Origin of the sequence: Mycobacterium syngnathidarum, from assembly GCF_001942625.1 — a bacterium.
GTDB classification, from domain to species: domain Bacteria; phylum Actinomycetota; class Actinomycetes; order Mycobacteriales; family Mycobacteriaceae; genus Mycobacterium; species Mycobacterium syngnathidarum.
Genome location: NZ_MLCL01000086.1, coordinates 150359 through 176031, shown reverse-complemented (window position 1 = coordinate 176031; position 25673 = coordinate 150359). Strand labels below are relative to the sequence as shown.

Here is a 25673-nt window from a genome sequence, read left to right as displayed (position 1 = left end):
CGTGTCACAGCTGGCCACTGGGCCGACGTCTGCCGCCCAACTCCCGAACCGGGTCGCTGCCGTCCCAGTCGGCGGCCTGCGCTCGGACGTAGGCGCCCATTCCGGCCGAGGCCTCGGTCAGTTCCATGATCTCGACGATCGCGGCACCCGTCGGCGGCTCGAAGTACGCGAACCGGACACCCTCGCCTTCCCCGCCCGACCACACCCTGGGCCAACCGGCCTCGCCGAGCTTGACCATCGCCGCATCGAAGTCTTCTGCCCAGTAAGCAAGTTGGTGAAATCCTCCGCCGGTGGCGGTCAGAAATTCGGTGAAGATGCTGGGCGTCTCGTCCAGTTGCTGGATCAACTCGACCTGGAGGTCGCCGCTGTTGGACAACGCGAGCGACACGTTCACCTCGCAGGGCGCGCCACGATAGGTCACCTTCTGCGGTACGTCGCGGAGCACGAACCAGGGTCCGACACCCATGTCGGTCCAGTCCGCGATGGCGTCGTCAAGATCGGTGACGACGTAGCCGATCTGACGGATCTCACCGGGCAGCACACCAGCCATTGCGCCAGCCTAGACGAGAGCCGGTTCTCACTAGACGAGAATTACATTTCCGGTTATCGTCAACGACGTGTCAACACAGATTGCTCTGGCGCCCGAGATCTCGACCTGGCCCGACGCCGAACCCCAGCTGATCGGCAGCCGGTGCACCGACTGCGCGGCCACCGCCTTCCCGGCCCAGGCTCGCTGCCCCAAGTGCTCCGGCGGCAACACCGAACAGGTGCACCTTCCCCGGCGCGGCACCGTCATCGCCTGGACCACCCAGGGCTTCCCACCCGGCGCCCCCTACAAAGGCCCCACCGGAAAGAACTTCGTGCCCTTCGGCGTCGGCCTCGTCGAACTCACCGACGACACCGGCCCCGTCATCCGCGTCGAAGGCCGACTCACCGAAAACGACCCGACGAAACTGCAATTCGGCATGGACGTCGAACTCACCATGACACCTTCGCCTTCCAACCCATCTGAGGATTGCCATGACCAATGACGTCGCCATCATCGGCGTGGGCCTGCACCCCTTCGGCCGGTTCGACAAGACCGCGATGCAAATGGGCGCCGAGGCAATCCAATTCGCGCTCGAGGACGCGGGCCTTCAGTGGAAAGACATCCAGTTCGGCTTCGGCGGCAGCTACGAGGTGTCGAACCCCGACGCGGTCACCCGCCTGGTGGGGCTGACCGGCATCACGTTCACCAACGTGTTCAACGCATGCGCCACTGCCGCCAGCGCGATCCAGCAGACCGCCGACACGATCCGATTGGGCAAGTACGACATCGGGATCGCGATCGGCCTGGACAAGCACCCCCGCGGCGCGTTCACCGACGACCCGGCCAAACTCGCCCTGCCGCAGTGGTATGCCGAGAACGGCCAGTTCGTCACCACCAAGTTCTTCGGGATGAAGGCCAACCATTACATCCACAAGCACAACATCTCCGAGGAGACGCTGGCGCGGGTGGCCAACAAGAACTTCCGCAACGGCGAGAAGAACCCGAACGCGTTCCGGCGCAAGGAGATCGCGGTCGAGGAGATCATGGCCTCGCCGGTGCTGAACTACCCGCTGCGGCAGTACATGTTCTGTGCACCCGACGAAGGCGCGGCCGCGGTGATCATGTGCCGCGCCGACATCGCCCACAAATACACCGACAAGCCGGTGTACGTGCGCGCCAGCGAGATCCGGACCCGAACATTCGGTGCGTACGAGGTCCATGCCACCTCGGCTCCGCTCGACGAGGATCCCTCACCGACGGTGTTCGCCGCCAAGGCCGCCTACGAAGCCGCGGGCATCGGGCCCGAGGACGTGGACATCGCCCAGCTGCAGGACACCGACGCCGGCGCCGAGGTGATCCACATGGCCGAGACCGGGCTGTGTGCCGACGGTGAGCAGGAGAAGCTGCTGGCCGACGGCGCCACCGAGATCGGCGGCTCGATCCCGGTCAACACCGACGGCGGCCTGATCGCCAACGGCGAGCCCATCGGCGCCTCGGGGCTGCGCCAGATGCACGAACTGGTACGCCAGCTCCGTGGCGAGGCCGGGGAACGCCAAGTGCCTGGCAGCCCCCGTGTCGGCCTGGCCCAGGTCTACGGCGCACCCGGCACGGCCTCGGCCACCATCTTGTCGCTCTAGTTCCCCTGGCGAGCAGACGTGATTGTCCTCCGCAACCATCGGTTCGGGGGACATTCACGTCTGCTCGCGCAGGGTCGGGTGTCAGGCCGGCAGTTCCAACGGCTGCGGTTCGCCTTCCAGGCGCCGCAGCCAGTCCTCGCAGAACTTCATCACCTCGGCATGCCCTGCCGTCATGCCCAGCGCCTGCTCCATGACCATCACCCGAGACACGCTGGCGGCGATGAAAGTCCAGACGATGGGCGGCACCTCGGACGCCTCGACGCCGTAGCGCCGCAGCGCCCCGTCGATCGCGTTGGTCTCCGCTTCGCGGAACAGCTCGGCGTAGCGGCCGATCTCCGCACGCAGCGCCGGCCGGTGGTTGGCGAGCCCCGTCATCTCCATCGTCAAGCGCGTTGCACTCGGGTCGGTGCCGAATCGCCACAGCGCCCAAAGCGGCTGCGGCGAGTTCAGGGCTGCGGCCTGCGCCGCCAACCCCTCCTCGGCACGCCGCGTGAACACCGCCAGGAACAGGTCGTCCATCGTGCGGAAGTAGTAGTGCACCAACTGGGGCTTGAGACCGGCCCGCTCGGCCACCCGGCGGGACGTCACCGCGACGTACCCCTCCTCGATCATGAGCGCCTCAGCGGCGTCGAGCAGCACGATCCGGTTCTTCGCGTCCGGCGCCCCGATCCTTCGCGCCGATGCCATCGATCCTCCTCACAACATGTCCCCGACGATGTCTGGCTGATCGTAACTTTCGCCCAGCCAGGTGATCTTGACCACGACTCTACCGCCATGCTAAGCAGGTGCTCAGCAATTTTCGAAAATTCTTCGCGCGGTGCAGCCCGTCGCGAAACCACCGCAGCGCATATCGATTTCGGGAGGCAGCACACACCATGAGCGATTCCAGCACGACCGATTACGACACCGTCGATTACTTCACCGACCCGTCGCTGGTACCCGACCCGCACCCGTACTTCGACCACCTGCGCAGCAAGTGCCCCGTCGTGACGGAGCCGAACTACGGCGTCATGGCGATCACCGGGTTCGAGGAGGCCACCACGGTCCTCAAGGACACCGACACCTACTCCTCCTGTATCGCGGTGGCCGGACCGTTCCCGCCCCTGCCCTTCACCCCCGAGGGCGACGACATCACCGAGCAGATCGCTGCGCACCGCCCGCAGATGCCGATGTTCGAACACATGGTCACGATGGACCCGCCCGACCACACCAACGCCCGTTCCCTGCTCAATCGGCTGCTCACACCGCGCCGGCTCAAGGAGAACGAGGACTTCATGTGGCGGCTGGCCGACCAGTGCCTCGACGACTTCATCGCCGACGGCAAATGCGAGTTCCTCAGCGCCTACGCAAAGCCCTTCTCGCTCTTGGTGATCGCGGACATGCTCGGCGTGCCCGAAGAGGACCACGAGGAGTTCCGCACGGTGCTCGGCGCCCCCCGGCCCGGAGCTCAGGTCGGCTCCCTCGACGGCGATCTCGTTGCCAGCAATCCATTGGAATGGCTCGACGAGAAGTTCATCAGCTACCTTGAAGACCGGCGCAAAGAACCTCGAGACGACGTGCTGACGGCACTCGCCACCGCGAACTACCCGGACGGATCCGTACCTCCTGTCATCGAGGTGGTTCGGTCGGCAACCTTCCTTTTCGCGGCCGGGCAGGAGACCACCACCAAACTGCTGTCCGCGTCGCTTCGAGTGCTCGGCGACCGTCCGGACATCCAGCAGGCCCTGCGCGACGACCGGAGCCGGATCCCGACCTTCGTCGAGGAGGCACTGCGGATGGACGCACCGGTCAAGAGCCAGTTCCGGCTCGCCAAGAAGAACACCACGCTCGGCGACATCGACGTACCGGCCGGCACCACGATGATGGTCTGCCCGGGCGCGGTGAACCGGGACCCGGTCCGGTTCGAAGACCCGCACACCTTCAGCCTGGATCGCAAGAACGTGCGTGAGCACATCGCCTTCGGCCGTGGCGTGCACAGCTGCCCCGGTGGCCCCCTGGCGCGCGTCGAGGGTCGAGTCTCGCTGGAGCGGATCCTGGACCGGATGGCCGATATCACCATCGACGAGGAGTTTCACGGCCCCGCCGACGATCGCCGTTACAACTACGAGCCGACGTTCATCCTGCGCGGCTTGACCGATGTCCACATCAGGTTCAAGCCCGTGCGCTGACAACCTCCCGAAGGCCGATTCCGCGGATCTCGTCTTCGCCGCATTTGCTATTCTCCGATTACGAGAATGACAATCTCACTGGCGAAGACGAGATTCCGGTTTCAGCACGCTGAAGCCTGATCACGTTCTATAGTCAGCCGACCAGTGCCTGATCCGTGGAGGTGTGCCTGTGAAATCCAGCTTGATCCGCGTGGCGATGAGCGCCGCGCTCGGGTTGGGGACAGCAATCGCATTGGCGCCGCCCTCGCAGGCCATGTACTTCGGCAACTACAACCTCAACATTCCGGATCGCCGCGATTTCCACACCTGGATCTGGTCGGCGATCACACCGTGCCACGAACCCGGGACCGACATTTTTGTGAAGGACTGCATCACCATCCGGACGATCCCGCAACCGGTCGCCAAAGCGGTCCCCAACACCGGGGACGCAAGATTGGTCGACGGTCGCTACACCTTGACGATCGATGAGTTCTACGGCCTGCGCTGCGGGGACATCTACTACGGTCCCACCATCCCGACCCACGACGTCTACACGTGGGACGCGAACACCCTTGCCGGCGAGATGGTCTCGTCGTTCGACGCCGGCTGTGACGGCGCGCCCGGCGGCTCCTTTACCTACCCGTTCACCTTGACGAGGATGTGATCGATGCGCCACCCCCTCGTCCGGATGCTCGCCGCTGCCGCTGCCACCGCGCTGGCAGCCGGCGCGGTCGCCACTGCCGCACCGGCATTCGCCGATGACCCACCGCCGCCCCCCGGTCCGCCGCTGCACCACGTGCAGTACACGGTGACCACCGACGCGCCGTACTGGGTGCACATCTACTACCGCGACAGTGAGCCCGCGATCTTCTCGGACTACAGCCACAATCCGTACCAATTCAGCCCACGAGTCGATGTCGATGTCGCGCCGGACAAACCGTGGGTGTTGGACACCATGCTGGCCGATCCAGACCTGTGGGCCATGGTGCTGGTGCAGAGTGGTGAGTCGCCGAACTTTCCGACCCCCGGGTTCAACTGCAAATTGGCAGTCGACGGTGTGGTGGTCAAGACCGACAGCGGCCCCAAGGGTGCGCTGTGTTCGATCCGGAATTGGTAACCCGGCTTCACGGTCAAACGCCAAGACACTTGAGGCGACGCAATATGCGTCGCCTCAAGTGTTTTCTGCGTCGTGGCGACTCAGGCGTCGCCGCGCAGCCATCGGGTCTCGCCGTTCATCGGAACACAGCTCAGGAACAACCCGTCCGGCGCCTGCGCCACCGAGTTCTGCTCGTTGATGCACAGGCTGTTCTCGTCCCTGACACCCACCATGGGGGGCGAGCGGAACCACCGTGGCTCATAGCGCCGCGGCGAGCCGCAGAACAGCAGCCGGCCCCACCCATTGCGCGCATCGACACCGAACACGTAGTAGGACGTGTTGTCACACGGCGCGCCGAGTACCGCATTGGGATTGATTCCCGGCGTGCAAAACGCGTCATTACATGTCTGCGGTCCCGCATTTGCCTGCGGGGCAGCCAGCATCCCGGCGACAATCACTGAAGCGGTCGCCATCACCGTCACACGCACGTTGCCACTTTCGCATAGCTGGAAATTAAACTCTCGATTTTGGAGAATATTACTACGATGGGTCCCGCCGCAGCTCTCCCACACCCCGCGACCACGGGTCCCACGGAACCGAATCCACCGTGGACCGACTGTTGATAGTGATATTCTCCCAAACTGAGAACATGGCTACCAGGCGATCAGGTCGGCCAGAAGGAGCGTTCATGTCAGTCACCCGGGTACGTGCCGGTGCGGTGGCAATCGCCGCTGCGGCGACGGTCAGCCTGAGCGGCGCCTCGCCTGCGGTCGCAGGCGAGCAGTGGGGTATCAACGGCACCTTCGCCACGTCGTCGAATGGCGCATGGGCCAAGATCAACGACCGCTACGAGGAGCAACCGCGGGTGGTGAGCACCTGGACGATCTCGACCCAGTGCATCTCGCCCACCGAATGCAGCGGCACGGTCAACAGCGACGCCGGCTGGTCCGCACCGGTCTACACCACGAACGGTCTCTGGTATGTCAAGCGCGTGGTACCCAACTGGCGTTTTTGTGCCGACGGCACCCCCGTCGAGGGCATGCAGGTGTACAAGTTCTACCCGGTGGGCTTCGACGGGCACGTGGACACATCCTCGAACGAATACGCCGGCGAGGACGTGACCAAGGGCCCCAGCGGTTCGTGTGGACGCAACCAGTGGCCAGTGGTTCGCATGCCGTTCTATATGAAGCTTGCGTAGATCCTCTCGGCATGCCCGGAACGAAAACTGAAGACAGAAAAGAGAACTGGCCACGGGCGATTGCCCGTGGCCAGTTCTCATGCATTGCACGCTAGGTCGGCATCAGGTCCTGCCACGTCTTGGGTGTGGACACCAGATCCGTCTGCTTGTACAGATTGCCGTCACTGCCCATGTACTCCCCCGTGCGCGGGTTGTACTTGGCAATCGCCACCGACGGCCCATTTCCGGCATCACCCTTGAATGCGCTCGGGGCCACGCCAGGTTCCGCGGGCATGGGAAGCTCCGGAGCATCCGGAAACACCCCTTGGCCGTGCGGGACCGACGGAAGCTCGGTGGCTTGCGGCGTATGCGCCTCAGGCACCGGAACCGCGTTGGGATCACCTGCCGGAGGCGGTGGCACGCCGGGCACCGGCGGCTCCAGGTACATCGGCTGCCCCGGCAGCAGCGGGCCAGGACCCGTCCCGGCGAAACTCGGCGCCGGCTGCGGCTCGGGTGCCGCACCCGGTGGCGGGGCGGTGACCCCCGTTGGCAGCGGAGTGCCGCCGAGCGGCCCGAAGATCTTCTCGTCAGGCAGCACCCGGGTATCCGGAGGTATGCCCTGGGCGATCAGATTGGGGTCGAGCGGGTAGGGGCCGAGGGCATGCTGGCGCTGCGCGAGCGGCTGGAAACCCTTGGGGTCGTTGCACAATTCAACCGTGGGCGCGCGCTTGCCCGGATGCGCCATACACGGGTAGTTGCGGGCACCGCGAACGCCGATCGGGGAATCCTGTGGCAGCTTGCAGTAGATGTCGTCGGGAGTGTCGATCACGGTGGTATCGGCCGGTGAGCGCCAGGCCGAAGGCGGGAGGAAGCCCACCGTGCAGGTCGGCGGATCCCCCAGGCCCAGCGAGAAGTCGGCCATCGGCAGACCGCTCGTGTTGTTGGTGTGCGAGTACGTCTGCAGCTGAGCGACGTACGGCGGCAACAACACCAGCAGTTGCTCGATCGACGGGTTGTAGGTGACCGCGATCTGACCGAACGTGGTCAGATTCGCCAGCAGGATTGGCAACGTCGGCTTGATCTGCTCGAGCAGCTTGGTGGTTTCCTGAGCGAAACCCGGACCGTTGCGCAGCAGTGATCGAATCTCGGGATCGTTCTCGGCGACCTGCCCGGTGATACCAGCCATGCTGGCCGCCCAGGTCCGGATCGAATCGGTGGTCTGAGCCTGTGCATCGAGGAAGGGCTTGGAGTCGTCGATCAACGCCCGTGTCTGATCGGAGACGGCGTTGGAGTCCCTGGTGATCGTCGATGCCGAGTCCAGCAGCGAGCCGAAGTCGTAGCCGGTGCCGTTGAACGCGTTGTAGGACTCGTCCAGCAGCTGGCTGAGCTTGTCCTTCGGGATGGTGTCCACCAGCGCACTGAGCTGATCGAGCATCGGGCCGACCTGCTGTGGGATCTTGGTGTCGGACATCATGATGACCGAGCCGTTCTCCAGATACGGCCCAGAATTGGTGCGCGGCAACAACTCGACGTACTGCTCGCCGACCGCCGACATGCTCCGGACCTCAGCCGCCAGGTCTGCAGGCACCTTCGGGGAACGGTCCAAAGACAGGGTCGCCTCGGCCCCCTTCTCGGTCAACTCCACCGAAGTGACCTTGCCGATCTGGGATCCGCGGTAGGTGACATTGCTGAATTGGTACAGCCCGCCGGTGGCCGGCAGTTCCAACTTCACCGTGATGCGTCCGATGCCGAGCAGCGTGGGCACCTGCATATAGGCGAACAGCATGACGGCCACACCGACGACAGATGCGACGGTGAAGAGAATCAGCTGAGTCCGGATGAAGCGGGTGAGCATTTATCCGCCACCCCCTGTCGGTGGAGTAGGAGCAGTAGGTGCCGGCGGTTGATCACTGGGCGCCGAACCGCCTTGCTGCGCATACGGTCCCGCGAAAACTGAGGTCGACCCGCTGGAGGGGTTCACCGGTTGGGGTGCTCCCCCGGGCATGGTCATCGGCGCCGGCGGTACCACGGGTAGCACCGGACCTGCATAGGTGGGAGGTGGAACATCCGGTGGCGGCGGTGCGTCCGGAGCCGGCGGGAACGCATCCGGTGGTGGCGGGTTGACCCCGGTCTTGAGCGGGTCATACGTGTAGTTCAGATAGCTCGGATCCCCGGGCACCGGAGCGTTTTGGGCGTCTCCCTGCTCCCATCGCGTTCCCATCATCAGGCTGCGCTTGAGATGCGGAATGGTCATGTCGAAGTACGCGAACAGGTTGTAATAGTCGCCGCGGATCACCCGGTCCATGAAGCTCTGGGTGAACGGGAAATGCGGCGCATATTCGAGCACCGAAGCCAGGTCCGGCCCGACGTTGGCCAAGGCCTTCAGCGCGGGCTCCAGATTCTTCAGGTTTCTGACCAGATCGGCCTGCGAATCGTTGACGAATTGGTTGGCGGTGGCGCTGAAGGTCCCGAGCTTCTGCAGCGCCGTGGTGAATCTCGGTCGCTCTTTGATCAAGACGTCGAGTGCGGGCGGGATCTTCTCCAATGCCCGGGTGATGACATCACGCTGTCCGGCGAAGGTAGAGGCCAGCTGATTCAAGCCCTGAATGGAAGCAACGATGTTGTCGCGCTGGGCATCCAGGGCGCCCACGAACGTATCCAGCCGGGTCAGCAGGTCACGGAAGTCAGTTTCCCGGCCGTTGATCGCGGCGCTGAAGTTGTGGATGATGTCGCCCATCTGGCCGAGACCGCCCCCGTTCACCACCGCGGCCAGCGATGACAACGTCTGCTCGGTCGTCGGATAGGTCGACGAGTTGTTCAGCGCAATCGTCGTTCCCGGCTGGAGTTTCCCGCGGGGAGCCTCACCGGCAGGCGCATTGATCGCCAGGTGCATCGAGCCCAGAAGGCTGGTCTGTCCGATGCTGGCCACGACGTTGGCCGGCACCACGACGCCGGGTTTCACCGAGAACTCGACGTCGGCGTGCCAGTCCCTCACCGACAGGCTGCGCACACTACCGACGACGACATCGTTCATCATCACCGGCGAATTCGGTTCCAGCGTAGCCACATTCGCGATTTCGACGTGGTAGACGCTGGAGTCCGCGCCGCGGCCCACTGCCCCGGGCAGGGGCAGCGAGTTTACGCCTTGGAAGGCGCATCCGCTCGCGGTGAGCGCAACGCAGGACCCGGTGGCGATCGCCAGCCGCAGCCGCTTGTCCCTGATCATGCTGGCGGCGTCCCTTCTGGTGGTAACGGCGCTTCGGGTGCCGGCGCTTCCGGTGCCGACGCTTCGGCGGCCAGGGGACCTGGCGCAGGTCCCGGTGGCGGGCCCGGTTGTCCGGCAGTCGGATTGAGCATGTCCGACACTGTGTTCGGCATGTTGGGCGGATAGTACTCACCGCCGGGCAGTAGCTGCTGGGCGCCTGGCGGCGGCACGCCGGGCGCGCGGCCGGTGAACGGCGGTGGTGGCTCCGGACCGGGGTTGTACGCCGAGATCGCCGGCGGCGTCTCGGGCGGCGTGGGCTCCCCACCCTCACCGCCGGGTGCCAGCCGCGGCTCGGAGTACTCGATCATCTCGGGGCTGGCCGATGGCATCAGGTAGGGCGTGATCGGGAACGGCAGGTAGTTGAAATTGATCAGCCGCAACGCCGGCCCGAGATACTGCGAGCAGAGTTTCGCGGTCTCGGGCGCGGTGGTGTTCTCGACGGCGCCGATGGCGCCGCAGACGAACTCGACCGGGTTGGAGAAGTTGTTCATCACGAACTGACCGACCGGGCTACCTGAGTCCGGGTTGTAGATGTTGTACCCGTTCATGAATGCGTTGGGCGCCACGTGGAGCAGTTGCTCGATGTGCATCTTGTTGTCGACCAGGTTCTGAGTGACATTCGCCAGGCGCTGGACCTGCTCGGAAGTCTGGTCACGGCTTCCCGCGACGAACCGCTGCACATCGACGACCGCCACCGACAGGTTGGTCAATGCCGCATCGAGATCCGACCGGCTGCCGTCGACCACGCTGGTCAGGGTGGCCAACCTGTTCTGGAACTGCACTACCTGCTGGTTGCTGTCCCGCAAGGCGGTCACGAACGTCTGGAGGTTTTTGATGATGTCGACGATGTTGCCACTGCCCTCGGCCAAGACCCGGGCAACACCGGACAACTGCGAAATCGTCTGCCGCAGTTTGTCGCCGTTGCCGGCCATCGCGTCGGCCGTGCTGTTGATGAACCGGGACACCGAGGTCCCGTCGACACCGCTCTGCGGTCCGAGGTCGGTGGACAACCGCATCAGCTGTTCTTTGACCTGGTCCCACTCGACCGGAACCGCGGTGCGGTCCAGGCCGATCACCGCGTCGTCAGGCAGCGTCGGACCACTCGACCGGTAGGCCGGCGCGAGCTGCACATAACGCGCGGCCACCAGGTTCTGGGCCACGATCACCGCTTTGGCATCGGCGGGTATCGGCACGTCATGGTCGACCTTGAGGGTCACCCGGGTCTGGGTGCCCTCGGGTTTGATGGACTCGATCGTGCCGACCTTGACGCCGGAGACCCGGACATCGTCACCGGGATAGACACCGGTGGCCGAAGTGAAGAGAGCGGAGAAGGTCTTCTGCCCGAAGAAGGCCTGACGCAGCACAACTGCCGCGCCGACGACCAGCAGCGCCACCAACGCCACCGCAAGCCATTTACCGAGACGACTGCGGTTCATCAGCGTGAACCTCCGGGAATTCCGTTGTAGGGCATTGGGAATTCAGCACGCGGGCCGGCATTGTCCGGTGGCTGACCGGCATTGGTTCCGCGCCTGAATCCGAAGGCATAGTCGAAGAACGGCTGCAGCAGCTGGGCCGGTTGCAGGTTGGGCACATAAGCGTTGTAGTACGCCCCGTTCGCCAGGGTCTCGGCCTGAGACAACTGGAACTTGTTCATGTTCGGCAACGCCTTGGTGATGTTGTCGCGGTTGCGTTCCAGCATTGCGGTCACCGAGTTGAGCCTCTTGAGCGTCGGCGCCAGCTGTGCCTCGTTGTCGGCGACGAGGCCGGACAGTTGCTGCGAGACGGCTGCGGTGTTGGCCAGCAGATCAACGATGGCCTGGCGCCGGTCGTTGAGCACCCCGAGCAGATCATTGGCGTTGAGGATCAACGTGTTCAGCTGATCGCTGCGCTGTGACAGCACCACGGTCACGTCGCTGGCGCTCTTGAGCAAGCTGGCCAGGCTCTCGTTGCGGCCGTTGATCGATTTCGACAGCCGGCTCAGACCGTCGAATGTCGGCCCGAGCTTCGGTGCGACCTGATCGATGGTCGCCGACAGGGTGTCCAGGGACTGGTTGAGCGAAGCCGTGTCGGTACCCGCCGAATTGGTGGTGAGGTCACTGACAGCGTCGGTCAGCGAGTACGGCGACGAGGTACGCGACGTCGGAATCACATCCGTGGTGCGCAAGGTGCCGCCACCGTCGGACTCCAACGTCAGCACCCGCTCGCCCAGCAGTGAACCGGTGCGGATGTGCGCCGTGGTCAGCGATCCCAGGGGGTACTTGCCTTCCGTGGTGAACGTGACCAGCGCGTCGCCGTTCTCCAACGACACGTCGGTGACCGAACCGATCTTGATCCCCGAAAGTGTCACGTCGTTGCCGGCGGCGATCCCGCCGGCCTCGGTGAACAGCGCCTGGTGGCGCACCGAGGAGGCCCATTGCTGCAGCCGCTCGGGCTGCAACCCGACGGCGATGACGAGCATCATCAGCACGACACCGATGAAACCTGCCTTGATCAGGTTTGATTCGCGGTACTTGAGCATCAGGGCTCCGCGCACCTCCCGCCTTCTTGTTTGATCATCGGGAAGTGCGCGGTGCGCCCCTGCAGATCGGTGACACGGATGGAAAGTCCGCAGATGTAGTACATGATCCAGCTGCCGTAGGAGCCCAGCCGGGCCAACTTGCGGAAGTTGTCGGGGGCCTTCTGCAGACCCCGGTCGAGAACGATCTGGTGGTCATCGAGCAACGGCGCCAGTCGGTTCATCTGATCGACGGTGCCCTTCAGCGGCGGCCGTGCCTCGGTGAGCAGGCTTGCCAGCGAAGCCGTTCCGTTGTCCAGCTGCGTCACCGCCGTGCCCAGCGGGTCACGATCCTGCGACAGGCCACTGATCAACTGTTCGAGGCGATCGACGGTGCCGTCGAATTTCTTGCCGTCCTTGGCGATCGTGCCGACCACCGAGTTCAGGTTGTCGATCAACTGCTGGATCACCTGATCGTTGTTGGCCAACGTGTTCGAGAACGACGAGGTCTTGCTCAGCAGCGAGTCCAGGGTGTCGCCCTGCCCTTGGAAGATCTGGATGAGCGACGACGTCAGCGCGTTGACGTCCTGGGGGTTGAGCCCCTGGATCACCGGGCGCAGGCCGCCGAGCAACAGATCCAGGTCGAGCGCGCTCGCGGTGCGGTCCTGGGGAATCTGAGATCCGGCCGGCAGGAGCTTGGTCGAGCCGGGGCTGTCGATCAGTTCCAGGTAGCGATCCCCCACCAGGTTCAGGTAGCGGACGGCGACCTTGGTGCTGGTGGTCAGCGCGACGCTGCGGTCGGTGTCGAAATCCACCTTCACCGACTTGTCCGGTTGCAGCGAAACGCTTTTCACCGTTCCGACCCGGACGCCGGCCACCCGCACCGAATCTCCTGCCTCCAGTCGCGAGGCGTCACCGAAGACTGCCGAGTAGCCCGAGTAGGAACCGCCGCGGTACTCCGAGAACGTCATGAACAGGAAGGCGGTGAGGACCGCCATCACCACGGCGAAGGACGCGAACTTGATGAATGTGCCTTTGCCGCGTTTCATCCCGGTTGTCCGATCTGCATGGTGTTACGGGGCGGGCCGTCCAGCGGGCCGAACAGCATCTGCTTGAGTCCGTCCGAGTTCAACAGGATGCCCTGGTTGCCGTACTTCCACGGGTTGGCGTTGGTGTCCATGACCAGGTACTTGGACTTGTTGCCGAATCCGATGTAAGGCAGGCCCATACAGTGTGGACCACCCTTGGCCGCCACCTTCGGGAGGTTTTGCGGGTATCGGTACCGCTCGATGCCCAGAGTGAAGGCCACGTTCACCACGACACCGGGTTCCGGCTGTGGTGGCGTGTGAGCCATGTAGTTCATGCCTTTCAGGCCGCATTCGATGCCGGGGGCGTACTCGTTGAGCAGATCGGTGGTGGGCGCCAACAGGTTCAGCGTGGTACTGAGCGCCTGCCGGTTGCCGCCGATGACTTCGTTGCCCGTATCGGCCAGGCCGATCGAGCTGACCAGGAAGTTGTCCAGGTTGTTCTGCTCGGCCACGATGCTGTCGCTGAGCTTGTTGGTGTTCTCGACGGTCTTGAGCAGGTCCGGCGCCGCGTCGCCGTAGGCGCGCGACACCGCCGCCATGCTCTCGATGTCGCCGGTCAGGTTGGGCAAGCTCGGCTCGATCTTCTTCAGCACCGCGTTGAAGTCGGACAGGGACTGCCCCATCGCCTCGCCGCGGCCGGAGAAGGCCGACGACAGCGCGCCCAAGGTCTCGTTGAGCTTGGCCGGGTCGATCTTGTCCAAGACATTGGTGAGTTGTTGGAAGACCGTGTTCATCTCGACGGTGACATGGTCGCCCTGGAGTGTCTGACCGGGGCGCAGTTTCTCGGACGAGGGATTGTCCGGGGCGACGAGCTGAACGTACTTGGCACCGAACACCGTGGTCGAGGCGATGTCAGCCTGGACGTTTCCGGGGATCAGGCGAAGCTGCGCCGGGTTCATCGCGAGGTGCAACACGGCCTTGCCGTCGGGGCGCTGCTCGATCGAGCTGACGGTCCCGACCTGAACGCCCCGCATCTTCACCTTGGCGTCCGGGTTCATCACCAGACCGGCCCGATCGGAGATCAGGGTGATCGGCTCGGTCTTGGTGAAGCTGCCGCGGAACAATGCGACCGCGAGGGCGAAGATCAGGCCTATCGCGACGACGGTCGCCAGACCGGCCAGTGGCCGTGCGGAGCCCCGCGCGCCGAAGCTACGCCCGGGACGGGCTGCCACCGGCGATGCGCTACTTGTGGTTTCGGACCGGTGGGCTGGGCCCGGTCCAACGTTTCGTGTCAACTCGTCTCCCTTAACCCGACAGGTTGAAGTTTCCGTTGGAGCCGTAGACGGACAGTGACACCAGCAGGGTCACCGAGACCACGACGATCAGCGACGTACGTACGGCATTGCCGACGGCCACCCCGACCCCGGAGGGCCCGCCGGAGGCGAAATAGCCGAAATAGGTATGGATCAGCAGGATGGTGATGGCCATGAGGACCGCCTGCAGGAACGACCACAGCAGGTCGATCGGATTGAGGAATGTCGTGAAGTAGTGGTCATAGAGGCCACCCGACTGCCCGAGCAGCACCACGGTGGTGAACTGGGAGGCCAGGAAGGACAGGATCACCGCGATCGCGTACAGCGGGGTGATGGCGATCATCCCGGCCACGATGCGGGTGGACACCAGGTACTCGACGGGCCGGATCGCCATGGCTTCCAGCGCGTCGATCTCCTCGTTGATCCGCATGGCCCCGAGCTGGGCGGTCACGCCGGCGCCGAAGGTGGCGGCCAGGCCGATACCGGCCACCACCGGGGCCGCGATCCGGACGTTGATGAAGGCTGCCAGGAAGCCCGTGAGTGCCTCGATGCCGATGTTGCCCAGCGACGAGTAACCCTGGATAGCCAGCACACCACCGGTGGCCAGGGTCAGGAACCCGACGATCACGACCGTGCCACCGATCATGGCCAAGGTGCCTGCACCCATGGAGATCTCGGCGATGAGCCGGACCAGTTCCTTGCGGTAGTGCATGGCCGCGTGCGGAGTGCCCGCCAGCGCCTTGAGATAGAACAGCGTGTGATCGCCGATCCGGCTCAGCGTCGATACCGGCTTGTTGAACTGCCGGGTCACCCGCGGATAGGTCGACCGCAGGATCGTCATCGTTCCCATTGCGTCCCCTGCCTCACGCCGTCAACCGGATACCGATGGCCGTAACGACCACATTGATCACGAACAACGCCATGAAGGCGTACACCACGGTCTCGTTCACCGCGTTACCCACTGCCTTGGCGCCGCCGCCGCTGATCGTCAGCCCGCGGTAGCAGGCCACCAGCCCGGCGATCAGCCCGAACAGTGCCGCCTTGACGCAGGAGATGATCACCTCGGGCACCCCGGTCAGCAGCGTGATCCCGGCCGCGAACGCGCCGGGGTTGACGTCCTGGATGAACACCGAGAACACGTAGCCGCCGAGGATGCCGATGATCACCACCAGGCTGTTCAGCAGCAGCGCCACGAGTCCCGAGGCCAGCATCCTGGGAGTCACCAGGCGCTGGATCGGGTTGATGCCCAGCACCTCCATCGCGTCGATCTCCTCGCGGATCGTGCGTGAGCCGAGATCCGCGCACATCGCGGTGGCCCCGGCGCCGGCGACGATCAGGACCGTCACCATCGGGCCCAACTGGGTCACCGCACCGAAGGCCGCACCCGCGCCCGACAGGTCGGCGGCACCTAACTCTCGCAGCAGGATGTTCAACGTGAAGCTCACCAGCACGGTGAACGGAATCGCCACCAGCAGCGTCGGTGCCATCGACACCCGCGCCACGAACCAGCACTGCTCCAGAAACTCGCGCCCCTGAAACGGCCGCTTGAAGATGAACCGGAAGGCATCCAGCGACATCGCGAACAACGCTCCGACCGCCTGCATCGGACCCGAGAGGTTGCGTAGCGATACCCCGGTCGACCACTTATCCGCCATGAGCGCTCCTGTCCCGGCTGGTGGCTGCCGGCGCCGCGGTCGGTGCAGCCTGCGGAGCCAACAGCGTCGTGTCGTACCCGGTACCTGCCAACCGGCTGGCCGGGCACCCGATCTTCACCGAAACCATCTGGGGTGCAATGCCTTTCACGTACCAGCGCGATACCGAGCCGTTCGGCTCGAAACTGGCCGGCAAATGCGAGGTGCGCTCGGACATTTGACGCACCTCCTGCCTTCCGCGGATCTTGTTGACCCCACCGGACCTACCGATGAAGCCGGACAGACTCGTCCCCGCGACCGCCCCCCGACTGCCTGATGCTATCGGACCTGCTATCTGTCGCGAGGGCAAATAACGCAGAACTTGCTCCCGTAGTTGACAATTGGGACCGGTCCCGGTGGACGGTTGCACCGTGCGACCGTCCACGCCGTGGGCTGCAACGGCAGCCGCTGACGACGGGCGGAGTGCGACGGTGGCGATCAATGGCATCGGGACGGCAGCCTAGGTGACAGCGCCGGCGGTCTTGAGTTCGATGATGCGATCCCAGTCCAAACCCAGTTCGCCCAGGATGTCATCGGTCTGCTCGGCGAAGCCCGGCGCCGGCCCGGTGCTCGGCGCCGTGACGTCGAATTGCACCGGGTTGGCCACCAACTCGAGCTCGCCGGCCTGCACCAGGTACTCGTTGGCCCGGATCTGGGAATCCTGTGCCGCCTGCAGGGTGTCCTGCACCGGGGCCCACGGACCGGCCAGCGTGGCGAATCGCTCGCTCCACTCTGGCAAAGTGCGTTTCTTCATCGCCTCGGTGAGGATCTCGACCGCGTCGGGCGTGTGTTCCGCGAACGATTCGGCAGTCGCAAACCTCGGGTCGTCGATGTAGCTCTCGAGGTCCATGTGCCGGCAGACGTCGGCCCAGAACTTGGTGGGCTGCATCATCACGAACGAGATGTAGCGGTCGTCCGCCGTCCCGTAGAGACCCACGAGCGGGTTGATCGGCGAGCCGTGCACCCCGGGCGGCGGTGTCACCATCAGTTGGTTCAGATGCTGGGTCAGCGCCACGGTGTGACCCATCGACCACAGGCCGCTGCCCAACAGCGACACGTCCACGATCGATGGCTCACCGGTCCGCTCGCGCTTGAACAACGCTGCCGTGATCCCGCCGGCCAGGTTGGTGCCCGAGATGGTGTCACCGTAGGCGGGCCCCGGGGGCGCGATCATGCCCTCCATGCCGGCCGGCGTGATCGTCGCGGCGGTGCCGGCCCGGCACCAGAATGCGGTCATGTCGTAGCCGCCCTTGACCGACTCCTCGCCGCGGGGGCCGAGGGCACTGCCGCGGGCGTAGATGATCTTCGGGTTGACCGCGCGGATGTCCTCGACGTCGATGCCGAACTTCTGCCGGTGCCCGGGCAGGAAGCTGGTGAGGAACACATCGGCCTTCTTGGCCAGCTCGAGCAGGACCTCGCGGCCTTCAGACACGGACATGTCCAGCCCGATGCTGCGCTTGCCGCGGTTGGCATGCTCGATGTTCGGGTTGGGATCGCCCTCGACGCGCAGCGGCCCGGTCTGGCGCAGACCACGCTGCGGGTCACCGGTGACGGCGTGCTCGACCTTGATGACGTCGGCACCCCACTCCCCCAGCACGGCCCCGGCTGAGGGGACGAAGCCGTACATCGCGACCTCTAGGACGCGGACGCCTGCCAATGGACCACCGGCGGTCATGACAGCACCCGGGCGAACGTCTTGGCCTCCAGGAACTCTTCGAGTCCGGCGGCACCCATCTCCCGGCCGATACCCGACTGCTTGTATCCGCCGAACGGACTGTCGGGACTGAAGTAATTGCCGCCGTTGATGGAGAACGTCCCCGTCCGGATGCGACGGGCCACCGCCAGCGCGCGGTCCTCGCTGCCGAACACCGCGCCGGACAGCCCGTAGATCGAGTTGTTGGCGATCCGCACCGCGTCGTCGTCGCCCTCGTAGGCGATGACGGCCAGCACCGGTCCGAAGACCTCTTCCTGGGCGATCTCGCTGTCGGGGTCGACATCCGCCAGCAGCGTCGGCGTGTAGAAGTAGCCGGGGTCGACCTTCTCGCCACCGGTGACCAGCGTGGCACCGGCCTCAACGGCGCGCTTGACCATGCCGTCGACCTTGTCGCGCTGCTTCTCGCTGATCAGCGGCCCCATGTAGGTCTTGGGATCGGTCGGATCGCCATACCTCACCAGGCCGAAGTTGTTCTTGATCAGCTCGACGATCTCGTCCTTGTGTTTGGCCGGCACCAGCAGCCGCGAGGTCAGCGCACAGCCCTGACCGGCGTGGGTGACCATGCTGAACGCCGAGAACAGTGCGGCGGTGTTGAAGTCGGCGTCGTCGAGCACGATCGCGGCCGACTTGCCACCGAGCTCCAGGAACACCTTCTTCAAGGTCTCGCTGGCCGCGGCCATGATGCGCCGGCCGGTCGGCGTGGAACCGGTGAAGGTGACCATGTCGACGTCGGGACTCGTGGTGAGCACCGCACCGACCTCTGGGTCGGCACCCGAGAGCACATTGACGACGCCGGCCGGGATGTCGGTGTGATTGGCGATCAGCTCGCCGAGCGCCAGCGTGATCAGCGGGGTGTCCGGAGCCGACTTGAGCACGACGGTGCAACCGGCAGCCAGCGCGGGCGCGAGCTTGGCCAGCGCCAGCTGGTTCGGATAGTTGTAGGCGATGATCGCGGCCACCACGCCGCCGGCTTCCTTCTCCACCCACCGGTGATGCTGCATGCCGCGGCTCTCGATGTTTCCGAGGTCCTCGGTCAGGGGGTAGGTCTTGAGCAACTCGGCGTAGTACCGCACGATGTCGATCGGACCGTCCAGTTGCGCGCCGGCACACAGCGCCGCGGTGGCGCCCACCTCGGTGGTGGTCAGTGCGGCCAGTTCGTCGCGATGCTCGATCAGGGTCTGGTGCAGCTGCTCCAGGCAGTGGATCCGCAGTTCCGTGTTGGTGGACCAGTCCGTGTTGTCGAATGCCTCGCGGGCCGCGGCGACCGCAGCCTGCGCATCGGCGACGGTGGCGTCGGGTGCGTAACCGAACACCTCACCGGTAGCTGGATTCACGGAAGGAAACGTCCGCGGCGTCTCGCGCAGCTCTCCGCCGATCAACAACTTCCGGTCAGCCCGCTGTTCTTGCGCGATGGTCGGCGCTTCCTGCTGCATCATCCTCCTCAGGCGATTCCCTACTGTGATGGAAACTGCATTCTCATCACCGGCGAATCATACATTCGCTCGATGAGAACTCAAGTGAAAGCTAGATCAGCTAGTCATGCCCTGTTCGCTGCGAATCCACCATCCGCGCAGGCGGCATGCAGGTTGGGCCCAGATCTTGCGGCGAGAGCCAATCCGAGAGTACGGTTCTCATAATCGGAAGGATGATTCTTGAGCCTTGAGAAAGCCCGGCGGCGCCCGGCGACCGGAGAACTGTCATGAAGAACGCCGTTGTCACCGGAGGAGGTTCGGGCATCGGGGCGGCCATCGCCGCTCGGTTGCGCGCCGACGGCCTCAACGTCGCAGTCCTCGACCTGCAGCCATCAGATGACGAATTCGCACACGTCGCCGACGTCACCGATCGGGCCGCGGTCGACACCGCACTCGATGCGGTTCGCGCCCAACTCGGCCCGATCTCGGTGCTGGTCAACGCCGCCGGCCTGGACTGCTTCAAGCGCTTCAGCGACGTCTCGTTCGAGAAGTGGCAGCAGATCATCGACGTCAACCTCAACGGTGTATTCCACTGCATCCAGGCCGTGCTTCCCGACATGCTCGAAGCCGGCTGGGGCCGCATCGTGAACATTTCCTCGTCGAGCACGCATTCGGGTCAGCCCTTCATGTCGCCTTATGTCGCGGCGAAGTCAGCGGTGAACGGCCTGACCAAGAGCCTGGCGCTGGAACTCGGACCGAGCGGGATCACGGTCAACGCCGTGCCGCCGGGCTTCATCGACACCCCGATGCTGCGCAAGGCCGCGGGCAAGGGCTTCCTCGGCGACACCGACAAGCAGATCGAGCAGACCCCGGTGCGGCGCATGGGCAAGCCGGAGGACATTGCCGCCGCTTGCGCCTTCTTCGTCTCCGAGGAGGCGGGCTACATCACCGGCCAGATCCTCGGGGTCAACGGCGGCCGCAACACCTGACGCGTAAGCGACGCACACAAAACATCATTGAAGCGAAAGGACACATGCAGTGGGACGGGTAGAGGGCAAGGTCGCATTCATCACCGGCGCGGCACGTGGTCAGGGCCGCAGCCACGCGATCCGGCTGGCCGAAGAGGGCGCCGACATCATCGCGGTCGACATCTGTAAGAACTACGACACCGTCGGCTATGCAATGGCGACGGCAGAAGATCTCGAAGAGACCAAGAACTATGTCGAGAAGACCGGCCGGCGCATCGTCACCGCCCAGGCCGACGTCCGCAACGAGGCCGAGTTGCGCTCCGCGCTGGAGTCGGGGCTCGCGGAATTCGGCAAGCTCGACATCGTCGTGGCCCAGGCCGGGGTCGCAGCGATGAAGGGCCAGCCCGCGATGCAGGCCTGGACCGACGGCATCAACACCAACTTCGTCGGCACCATCAACGCCATCCAGGTCGCACTACCGCACCTCAAGGAAGGCGCCTCGATCATCGCGACCGCGTCGGCCGCAGCTCTGATGGACGCCCACAGCAAGCCCAACCCCGGTAGCGATCCGGGCGGCATGGGTTACATGGTGTCCAAGCGGCTGATCTCCGAATACGTCCATGCGCTGGCCACCGAACTCGCCGTGCGCGGCATCCGGGCCAATGTCATCCACCCCACCAACTGCAACACCAACATGTTGCAGAGCGAGCCGATGTACCGCTCGTTCCGGCCGGACCTGGAAAACCCCACCCGCGCCGATGCCGAGCCCGTGTTCGGCGTGCAGCAGGCCATGAAGGTCAACTTCATCGAGCCCGAGGACATCAGCAACGCGGTGCTGTGGCTGGCCTCCGAAGAGGCCCGTTACGTCACCGGCATGCAGCTGCGGGTCGACGCCGGCGGCTACCTCAAGTGGTACGACTACCACGTCTGATGCCGTATCCAGTGATTGGAAAGGAGTTGGCGCAGTGAAGGTTTCGGTCGATTCCAGTCGGTGCCAGGGCCACACCCTGTGCTCGATGATCGCGCCCGACTCGTTCGAACTCGACGACGTCGACGGCCACGCGTCGCCGGTTTCCGAGGTGGTGCCCGCCGACCAGGAGGACGCGGTCCGGGAGGCAGCACAGTCCTGCCCCGAGCAGGCCATCCTCATCGAGGAATGACGACGGCCAATCAGGCCGGCCAATGACAAAGGGAGACAACGCCGTGAGTATCGACCGCGATGTCGTTACCGACGACGACCGCAAGAAACACAAGATCCATTTCGACCGGCACACCCCGGAGTACCGGGAGCAGTTCCAGGACATCACCGAAGAAATGCACGCCAAGTGCCCGATGGCCTGGACCGATGTCTACAACGGGCACTGGATCGCCGCCGACAGCAAGCACGTGTTCGAACTGGCTCGCTGTCCAGTGGTGTCCAACCACCACGACATCAGCGGTGAGACCCCCTTTCAGGGCATCACCATCCCGAAGGCCAGCCGTGCCACCGTCGTTCGCGGCGGCATCCTGGAAATGGACGAGCCCGAACACAGCGCCTACCGCGGTGCGCTGAATCCGTATCTGTCTCCCGCGGCGATCAAGCGCTGGGAACCATTCGTCGACGAGATCACCCGCGCCGCACTCGATGAGCACATCGAATCCGGCGAGATCGACTTCGTCGAGCATCTGGCCAACGTGGTGCCCGCGGTGTTCACCCTGGCCATGATGGGTATCGAGCTCAAGAAGTGGAACGTCTACAGCGAGCCCACCCACGCGTCGGTGTACACCCCCGAGCACTCCCCCGATCGCGAGAAGATCAACGAGCAGCACCGCGAGATGGGCATTGACATCATCAACAACATGATGGAGATCCGGGAGACACCTCGGCCGGGTCTCGTCAATGCCCTGCTGCAGTTGCGCATCGACGGTGAGCCGGCACCGGATATGGAGATCCTGGGCAACCTCGGCCTGGTCATCGGCGGCGGGTTCGACACCACCACCGCCCTGACCGCTCATGCCCTGGAATGGCTGGGCGATCATCCTGACGAGCGCGAGCGGCTCAGCCGGGAGCGCGACACCCTGCTGCACCCGGCGACCGAGGAGTTCCTGCGGTTCTTCACCCCGGCACCCGGGGACGGGCGCACGTTCGCCGAGGACGTCGAGGTTGCGGGGCACCAGTTCAAGCAGTACGAGCGGCTGTGGCTGTCCTGGGCGATGGCCAACCGCGACCCGTCGGTGTTCGACAAGCCCAACGAGATCGTCCTGGATCGGAAGGGCAACCGGCACTTCAGCTTCGGTATCGGCGTGCACCGCTGTGTGGGTTCGAACGTGGCTCGCACGGTGTTCAAGTCGATGCTCACCGCCGTGCTGGACCGGATGCCGGACTATGTGTGCGACCCCGAGGGCACCGTGCACTATGACACGATCGGCGTCATCCAGGGCATGCGGAACCTTCCCGCGCGGTTCACCCCGGGCAACAAGCTCGGCCCCGGCCTGGACGAGACCCTGGAGAAGTTGCAGCGCATCTGCAATGAGCAGGAGTTGGCCCGGCCGATCACCGAGCGCAAGGAAGCCGCCGTCATCGACTGAGGCCGCTTTCGCGAGGACGCCTTGTCCGTCTGCCGCCTGTTAACCTCGAATGAGGTCGGGTCCGGCAAACGTGCAAGGCGTCGCCTTTCGGGCGTACAACATGGGGGTTCCAACACGTGATCAAGTCTTCTTACAAGTACATCGCGGCCGCCATCGGCGGTCTGGCGCTGTCGGTTCCGCTGGTGACGGGTGTGGCGTCTGCCCAGCCGGATTTCAGCGGCGTCGTCAACACCACCTGCAGCTACGAGCAGGTGATGGCGGCGCTCAACGCTCAGCGGCCCGACCTGGCTCAGCAGTTCAACGCTTCCCCGTTCGCTCAGGGCGCGCTGCGTAACTTCCTGGCCTCGGGGCCTGCCGAACGTCAGCAGACGGTGGCGCAGCTGCAGGCCAGCCCGGCCGCCCAGCAGTACTTCGGGCCGATCAACATGATCGCGGGCAGCTGCAACAACTACTGATCGGTCAGCCGGTCTTGACGGGCATCCGGGCCCAGCCCCGCACGCTTGAGGTGTGTGCTCGGTCCGCGTGGTCGTAGTCGACCTCCCAGTCGGACCAGCGCTTCAGCACTTCTTCGAAGGCCACCCGCGCCTCGACCCGAGCCAGTGCTGAACCGAGGCAGAAGTGCAGCCCCTGACCGAAGCTCAGATGGCTGCCTTTGCGGTGGATGTCGAACCGGTCCGGATCGGTGTAGCGGGTATCGTCCCGGTTGGCCGAGCCATTGAGCAGCAGCATGTAAGAGCCTTCGCTCACGGTCTGCCCGTACAACTCGACGTCGCACGCCACGTAGCGCGCCTGCACCGGTGACGGCGGCTCGAATCGCAGTGTCTCTTCGACCGCCGACGGGATCAGGCTGGGATCAGCGGCGAGCTCGTGACGCTGGTCTGGATGCTCTCCGAGCAACTGCCCCATGAAGCCGATGAGCCGGGCGGTAGTTTCACCGCCGGCCCCGGCAATCATCGCCGTGTAGGCCAGAACTTCGGTGCGGTCCAGGCGCCGGCGGGTGCCGTCCGGTTCATCGACCTCGGCGTTGAGCAGGTCTGTCATCAGGTCATCGGAGGGATGGGTAGAGCGCCATTCGATGTATTCGGCGAACTCCGCGAGCGACTCGGCGAAGATCGTGGCGCTGACGTCGCCGGCGTTGTCGCCCACCGAGATGTTCTTGTCGGTGCGTTCCCGGATCTTCTGCTGCCCGTCCTCGGGAATCCCGAGCAGGTAGCCGATTGTGCGCATCGGCATGATCGCGCCGAGGTCGACGACGAAGTCGAATCCGTCGGCTTCCATGAGGGCATCGAGCGCGTGAGAACAGAATCCGCGGACCAGATTCTCGACCGCCAGCATGCGGCGCGGGGTGAAGACCCGAGACAGCAGGCGCCGGTGCAGATCGTGTAACGGTGGGTCCTCGAACAGCAGGATGCCCGGCGGCACCTCGATGCCGCTGAACAGGATGTCGGCGGTGGTGCCACGCCCGGACCTGTAGGTCTGCCAATCGGGCAGGGCAGCGGCGACGTCGTCGTAGCGGCTCAGCGCGTAGAAGTTGTACCTGTCGTTGTAGTACAGCGGGGCTTCTTCGCGCATCCGCCGCCACACGGGGTACGGATCATCGTCGATCGTGAAATCGAATGGGTCGTAGTACAACTCCACCGCCGGGTCGATACTCACTGCCGTTCTACCTTCCAATCATGTGGAGTGTCCCTGCGATTCGCTGTCGAACGCTATTGGGGCTGGTTCGGCACACCAGGGAAGAACTGCCCGCTCGGGCCGACGTTCACCCAGCCACCGAGCTTGGTGATCAGATGGGGTGCGAACACCGAGGCGTAGGCCGCGTGGCCGATCACGATCACTGCGAGCACTGACAGGACGCCCGATTGCAGCCTCGTCTTTGCCAACTTGTCGGCCCAAATCTCGATCACGTTGCGGCCCTGCGAATCAGTGCGCCCCAGTAGGTAGGTGAACAGCATCATCTGCAGGCCCATCGCGATGGAGTCGTAGATCGGGTACTGGTGTTTGGTCCCCTCCCACACCGCCAGACCCTCGATGACGTAGCCGTAGTAGAAGAGGCCGAGCCGGGCACCGACGATCGCGTTGAAGACGAAGGCCCAGAGAAACCCGACACCGAAACCAACCAGCAGCAATGTCTGTGGTCGCCGCCAGTTCCATCTCCGGCTCGTCCAACGGCCAAGTGCCGCACCGATGATGGCCGGCAGCACAAAGTACCCCATGTAGCCGACCGGAACGGCCGAAGGCAGTCCGCCACCCCAGGTCAAGTTGAGTGGCCACCACGACGGCATCCGCGGCAATTCCGGCGGGAACTGCGCGTACACCGCCCAGTCGTAGGGCGCTTCGATCCAGGAGAACGACAGCGCCGAGACGCACAACAGCAGCAACGGGTGCAGCCGGCCGCGTCGGACGCTCAGGTAGATACCGACGGCCAGGAATCCCAGACCGCTGATGTAGGCGAATGCGACGCCGGCGTTGATCAGTAGCTGCAGGCTCACCGTCCTACCTCCCGGTCCGACACCTGCGGCGCCTCGGGCGGCGTACGACGCGCCTCCGGGTCGAAATACAGCACCAGGCCGACGATCAGAACGATCAAGCCAAACAGGGTGCCCAACATGATGATTGCGCCCACTTCCACCC

General features: G+C 64.7%; 28 protein-coding genes. 12 read left to right on the top strand and 16 right to left on the bottom strand.

What is annotated here, in order from left to right; translation table 11 throughout:
• Nucleotides 1-4 precede the first annotated feature (4 nt).
• The gene (locus BKG60_RS24995; protein ID WP_070947145.1) at nucleotides 5-550 is read right to left on the bottom strand and encodes a VOC family protein; all 546 of its coding nucleotides are present in this window, start codon (nucleotides 548-550) and stop codon (nucleotides 5-7) included.
• 55 nt (nucleotides 551-605) lie between these two features.
• Between BKG60_RS24995 and BKG60_RS24990 the strand changes: the two genes are divergently transcribed.
• Together BKG60_RS24990 and BKG60_RS24985 are read left to right on the top strand one after the other, a co-directional pair.
• Nucleotides 606-1031, top strand: coding sequence for a Zn-ribbon domain-containing OB-fold protein (locus BKG60_RS24990; protein WP_075910157.1), 426 nt, complete (start codon nucleotides 606-608; stop codon nucleotides 1029-1031).
• Entirely contained in the window at nucleotides 1021-2166 is a 1146-nt protein-coding gene (locus BKG60_RS24985) for a thiolase family protein (RefSeq protein ID WP_070188417.1), read from the top strand. Before BKG60_RS24990 ends, BKG60_RS24985 begins: the two co-directional genes overlap by 11 nt.
• Before the next feature lie 81 nt (nucleotides 2167-2247).
• Here the strand turns inward: BKG60_RS24985 and BKG60_RS24980 are convergent, their stop codons facing one another.
• Complete coding sequence (locus BKG60_RS24980) at nucleotides 2248-2853, bottom strand: TetR/AcrR family transcriptional regulator (protein ID WP_070188416.1); 606 nt, start codon at nucleotides 2851-2853, stop codon at nucleotides 2248-2250.
• Between the two features lie 188 nt (nucleotides 2854-3041).
• Here BKG60_RS24980 and BKG60_RS24975 point away from each other — a divergent pair, with 188 nt between their 5' ends.
• From BKG60_RS24975 to BKG60_RS24965, 3 genes are all read left to right on the top strand, one after another.
• Entirely contained in the window at nucleotides 3042-4334 is a 1293-nt protein-coding gene (locus tag BKG60_RS24975; protein ID WP_070188415.1) for a cytochrome P450, read from the top strand.
• Between the two features lie 169 nt (nucleotides 4335-4503).
• Nucleotides 4504-4977: a hypothetical protein gene (locus BKG60_RS24970; protein ID WP_070188414.1), complete on the top strand. Its 474-nt coding sequence runs from the start codon at nucleotides 4504-4506 to the stop codon at nucleotides 4975-4977.
• Nucleotides 4978-4980: 3 nt separating this feature from the next.
• A complete protein-coding gene (locus tag BKG60_RS24965) occupies nucleotides 4981-5430 on the top strand; it encodes a hypothetical protein (RefSeq protein WP_234998499.1) in 450 nt (149 codons plus the stop codon).
• Nucleotides 5431-5510: 80 nt separating this feature from the next.
• Here the strand turns inward: BKG60_RS24965 and BKG60_RS24960 are convergent, their stop codons facing one another.
• A complete protein-coding gene (locus tag BKG60_RS24960; protein WP_070188432.1) occupies nucleotides 5511-5882 on the bottom strand; it encodes a hypothetical protein in 372 nt (123 codons plus the stop codon).
• Nucleotides 5883-6097: 215 nt separating this feature from the next.
• Between BKG60_RS24960 and BKG60_RS24955 the strand changes: the two genes are divergently transcribed.
• Nucleotides 6098-6607: an Rv2253/PknI dimerization domain-containing protein gene (locus BKG60_RS24955; protein WP_070188412.1), complete on the top strand. Its 510-nt coding sequence runs from the start codon at nucleotides 6098-6100 to the stop codon at nucleotides 6605-6607.
• A gap of 91 nt (nucleotides 6608-6698) precedes the next feature.
• On the opposite strand, the gene BKG60_RS24950 is transcribed toward BKG60_RS24955, so the two are convergent.
• The 8 genes from BKG60_RS24950 to BKG60_RS24915 are packed head-to-tail and all read right to left on the bottom strand — an operon-like array spanning nucleotide 6699 to nucleotide 16341.
• On the bottom strand, nucleotides 6699-8441 hold the full coding sequence (locus tag BKG60_RS24950) for an MCE family protein (protein WP_070188411.1): 1743 nt from the start codon (nucleotides 8439-8441) through the stop codon (nucleotides 6699-6701).
• Nucleotides 8442-9812: an MCE family protein gene (locus BKG60_RS24945; RefSeq protein WP_070188410.1), complete on the bottom strand. Its 1371-nt coding sequence runs from the start codon at nucleotides 9810-9812 to the stop codon at nucleotides 8442-8444. It abuts the gene before it with no gap.
• Nucleotides 9809-11287, bottom strand: a complete 1479-nt coding sequence (locus BKG60_RS24940) for an MCE family protein (protein ID WP_070188409.1) — start codon at nucleotides 11285-11287, stop codon at nucleotides 9809-9811. The genes BKG60_RS24945 and BKG60_RS24940 overlap by 4 nt, the downstream gene beginning before the upstream one ends.
• Nucleotides 11287-12369, bottom strand: a complete 1083-nt coding sequence (locus BKG60_RS24935) for an MCE family protein (protein WP_070188431.1) — start codon at nucleotides 12367-12369, stop codon at nucleotides 11287-11289. Before BKG60_RS24935 ends, BKG60_RS24940 begins: the two co-directional genes overlap by 1 nt.
• A complete protein-coding gene (locus BKG60_RS24930) occupies nucleotides 12369-13394 on the bottom strand; it encodes an MCE family protein (RefSeq protein ID WP_070188408.1) in 1026 nt (341 codons plus the stop codon). The genes BKG60_RS24935 and BKG60_RS24930 overlap by 1 nt, the downstream gene beginning before the upstream one ends.
• Nucleotides 13391-14668, bottom strand: a complete 1278-nt coding sequence (locus BKG60_RS24925) for an MCE family protein (protein WP_070188407.1) — start codon at nucleotides 14666-14668, stop codon at nucleotides 13391-13393. The genes BKG60_RS24930 and BKG60_RS24925 overlap by 4 nt, the downstream gene beginning before the upstream one ends.
• Before the next feature lie 10 nt (nucleotides 14669-14678).
• Nucleotides 14679-15536, bottom strand: coding sequence for an MlaE family ABC transporter permease (locus BKG60_RS24920; protein WP_036448723.1), 858 nt, complete (start codon nucleotides 15534-15536; stop codon nucleotides 14679-14681).
• A gap of 13 nt (nucleotides 15537-15549) precedes the next feature.
• On the bottom strand, nucleotides 15550-16341 hold the full coding sequence (locus BKG60_RS24915) for an MlaE family ABC transporter permease (protein ID WP_070188406.1): 792 nt from the start codon (nucleotides 16339-16341) through the stop codon (nucleotides 15550-15552).
• A gap of 20 nt (nucleotides 16342-16361) precedes the next feature.
• Between BKG60_RS24915 and BKG60_RS24910 the strand changes: the two genes are divergently transcribed.
• A complete protein-coding gene (locus BKG60_RS24910; protein WP_070188405.1) occupies nucleotides 16362-16559 on the top strand; it encodes a hypothetical protein in 198 nt (65 codons plus the stop codon).
• A 278-nt stretch (nucleotides 16560-16837) separates the two neighbouring features.
• Here the strand turns inward: BKG60_RS24910 and BKG60_RS24905 are convergent, their stop codons facing one another.
• A complete protein-coding gene (locus tag BKG60_RS24905) occupies nucleotides 16838-18052 on the bottom strand; it encodes a CaiB/BaiF CoA transferase family protein (RefSeq protein WP_075910156.1) in 1215 nt (404 codons plus the stop codon).
• On the bottom strand, nucleotides 18049-19527 hold the full coding sequence (locus BKG60_RS24900) for an aldehyde dehydrogenase family protein (RefSeq protein ID WP_070188403.1): 1479 nt from the start codon (nucleotides 19525-19527) through the stop codon (nucleotides 18049-18051). The genes BKG60_RS24905 and BKG60_RS24900 overlap by 4 nt, the downstream gene beginning before the upstream one ends.
• A 263-nt stretch (nucleotides 19528-19790) precedes the next feature.
• Here BKG60_RS24900 and BKG60_RS24895 point away from each other — a divergent pair, with 263 nt between their 5' ends.
• The 5 genes from BKG60_RS24895 (at nucleotide 19791) to BKG60_RS24875 (ending at nucleotide 23494) form a co-directional block, all read left to right on the top strand.
• Complete coding sequence (locus BKG60_RS24895; protein ID WP_070188402.1) at nucleotides 19791-20492, top strand: SDR family NAD(P)-dependent oxidoreductase; 702 nt, start codon at nucleotides 19791-19793, stop codon at nucleotides 20490-20492.
• Between the two features lie 49 nt (nucleotides 20493-20541).
• The gene (locus BKG60_RS24890) at nucleotides 20542-21402 is read left to right on the top strand and encodes a mycofactocin-coupled SDR family oxidoreductase (protein ID WP_070188401.1); all 861 of its coding nucleotides are present in this window, start codon (nucleotides 20542-20544) and stop codon (nucleotides 21400-21402) included.
• A gap of 34 nt (nucleotides 21403-21436) precedes the next feature.
• A complete protein-coding gene (locus BKG60_RS24885) occupies nucleotides 21437-21631 on the top strand; it encodes a ferredoxin (RefSeq protein ID WP_070188400.1) in 195 nt (64 codons plus the stop codon).
• A gap of 43 nt (nucleotides 21632-21674) precedes the next feature.
• Entirely contained in the window at nucleotides 21675-23039 is a 1365-nt protein-coding gene (locus BKG60_RS24880; protein ID WP_075910163.1) for a cytochrome P450, read from the top strand.
• A gap of 116 nt (nucleotides 23040-23155) precedes the next feature.
• Nucleotides 23156-23494, top strand: coding sequence for a hemophore-related protein (locus tag BKG60_RS24875; RefSeq protein ID WP_070188399.1), 339 nt, complete (start codon nucleotides 23156-23158; stop codon nucleotides 23492-23494).
• Nucleotides 23495-23498: 4 nt separating this feature from the next.
• Here the strand turns inward: BKG60_RS24875 and BKG60_RS24870 are convergent, their stop codons facing one another.
• From BKG60_RS24870 to BKG60_RS32105, 3 genes are read right to left on the bottom strand one after another with little or no spacing between them, the layout of a single operon-like run.
• Nucleotides 23499-24695, bottom strand: coding sequence for a cytochrome P450 (locus BKG60_RS24870; RefSeq protein WP_070945066.1), 1197 nt, complete (start codon nucleotides 24693-24695; stop codon nucleotides 23499-23501).
• Nucleotides 24696-24748: 53 nt separating this feature from the next.
• Entirely contained in the window at nucleotides 24749-25531 is a 783-nt protein-coding gene (locus BKG60_RS24865) for a spirocyclase AveC family protein (RefSeq protein ID WP_070945067.1), read from the bottom strand.
• A complete protein-coding gene (locus BKG60_RS32105; RefSeq protein ID WP_165617780.1) occupies nucleotides 25528-25665 on the bottom strand; it encodes a hypothetical protein in 138 nt (45 codons plus the stop codon). The genes BKG60_RS24865 and BKG60_RS32105 overlap by 4 nt, the downstream gene beginning before the upstream one ends.
• Between the last annotated feature and the right edge of the window lie 8 nt (nucleotides 25666-25673).

Excerpts from the sequence above, each read along its gene's own strand:
- BKG60_RS24995 (WP_070947145.1), bottom strand. The coding sequence starts at position 550 with ATGGCTGGTGTGCTGCCCGGTGAGATCCGTCAGATCGGCTACGTCGTC.
- BKG60_RS24985 (WP_070188417.1), top strand. The coding sequence starts at position 1,021 with ATGACCAATGACGTCGCCATCATCGGCGTGGGCCTGCACCCCTTCGGC.
- BKG60_RS24980 (WP_070188416.1), bottom strand. The coding sequence starts at position 2,853 with ATGGCATCGGCGCGAAGGATCGGGGCGCCGGACGCGAAGAACCGGATC.
- BKG60_RS24975 (WP_070188415.1), top strand. The coding sequence starts at position 3,042 with ATGAGCGATTCCAGCACGACCGATTACGACACCGTCGATTACTTCACC.
- BKG60_RS24965 (WP_234998499.1), top strand. The coding sequence starts at position 4,981 with ATGCGCCACCCCCTCGTCCGGATGCTCGCCGCTGCCGCTGCCACCGCG.
- BKG60_RS24960 (WP_070188432.1), bottom strand. The coding sequence starts at position 5,882 with ATGGCGACCGCTTCAGTGATTGTCGCCGGGATGCTGGCTGCCCCGCAG.
- BKG60_RS24955 (WP_070188412.1), top strand. The coding sequence starts at position 6,098 with ATGTCAGTCACCCGGGTACGTGCCGGTGCGGTGGCAATCGCCGCTGCG.
- BKG60_RS24950 (WP_070188411.1), bottom strand. The coding sequence starts at position 8,441 with ATGCTCACCCGCTTCATCCGGACTCAGCTGATTCTCTTCACCGTCGCA.
- BKG60_RS24945 (WP_070188410.1), bottom strand. The coding sequence starts at position 9,812 with ATGATCAGGGACAAGCGGCTGCGGCTGGCGATCGCCACCGGGTCCTGC.
- BKG60_RS24940 (WP_070188409.1), bottom strand. The coding sequence starts at position 11,287 with ATGAACCGCAGTCGTCTCGGTAAATGGCTTGCGGTGGCGTTGGTGGCG.
- BKG60_RS24935 (WP_070188431.1), bottom strand. The coding sequence starts at position 12,369 with ATGCTCAAGTACCGCGAATCAAACCTGATCAAGGCAGGTTTCATCGGT.
- BKG60_RS24930 (WP_070188408.1), bottom strand. The coding sequence starts at position 13,394 with ATGAAACGCGGCAAAGGCACATTCATCAAGTTCGCGTCCTTCGCCGTG.
- BKG60_RS24920 (WP_036448723.1), bottom strand. The coding sequence starts at position 15,536 with ATGGGAACGATGACGATCCTGCGGTCGACCTATCCGCGGGTGACCCGG.
- BKG60_RS24915 (WP_070188406.1), bottom strand. The coding sequence starts at position 16,341 with ATGGCGGATAAGTGGTCGACCGGGGTATCGCTACGCAACCTCTCGGGT.
- BKG60_RS24905 (WP_075910156.1), bottom strand. The coding sequence starts at position 18,052 with ATGACCGCCGGTGGTCCATTGGCAGGCGTCCGCGTCCTAGAGGTCGCG.
- BKG60_RS24900 (WP_070188403.1), bottom strand. The coding sequence starts at position 19,527 with ATGATGCAGCAGGAAGCGCCGACCATCGCGCAAGAACAGCGGGCTGAC.
- BKG60_RS24895 (WP_070188402.1), top strand. The coding sequence starts at position 19,791 with ATGAAGAACGCCGTTGTCACCGGAGGAGGTTCGGGCATCGGGGCGGCC.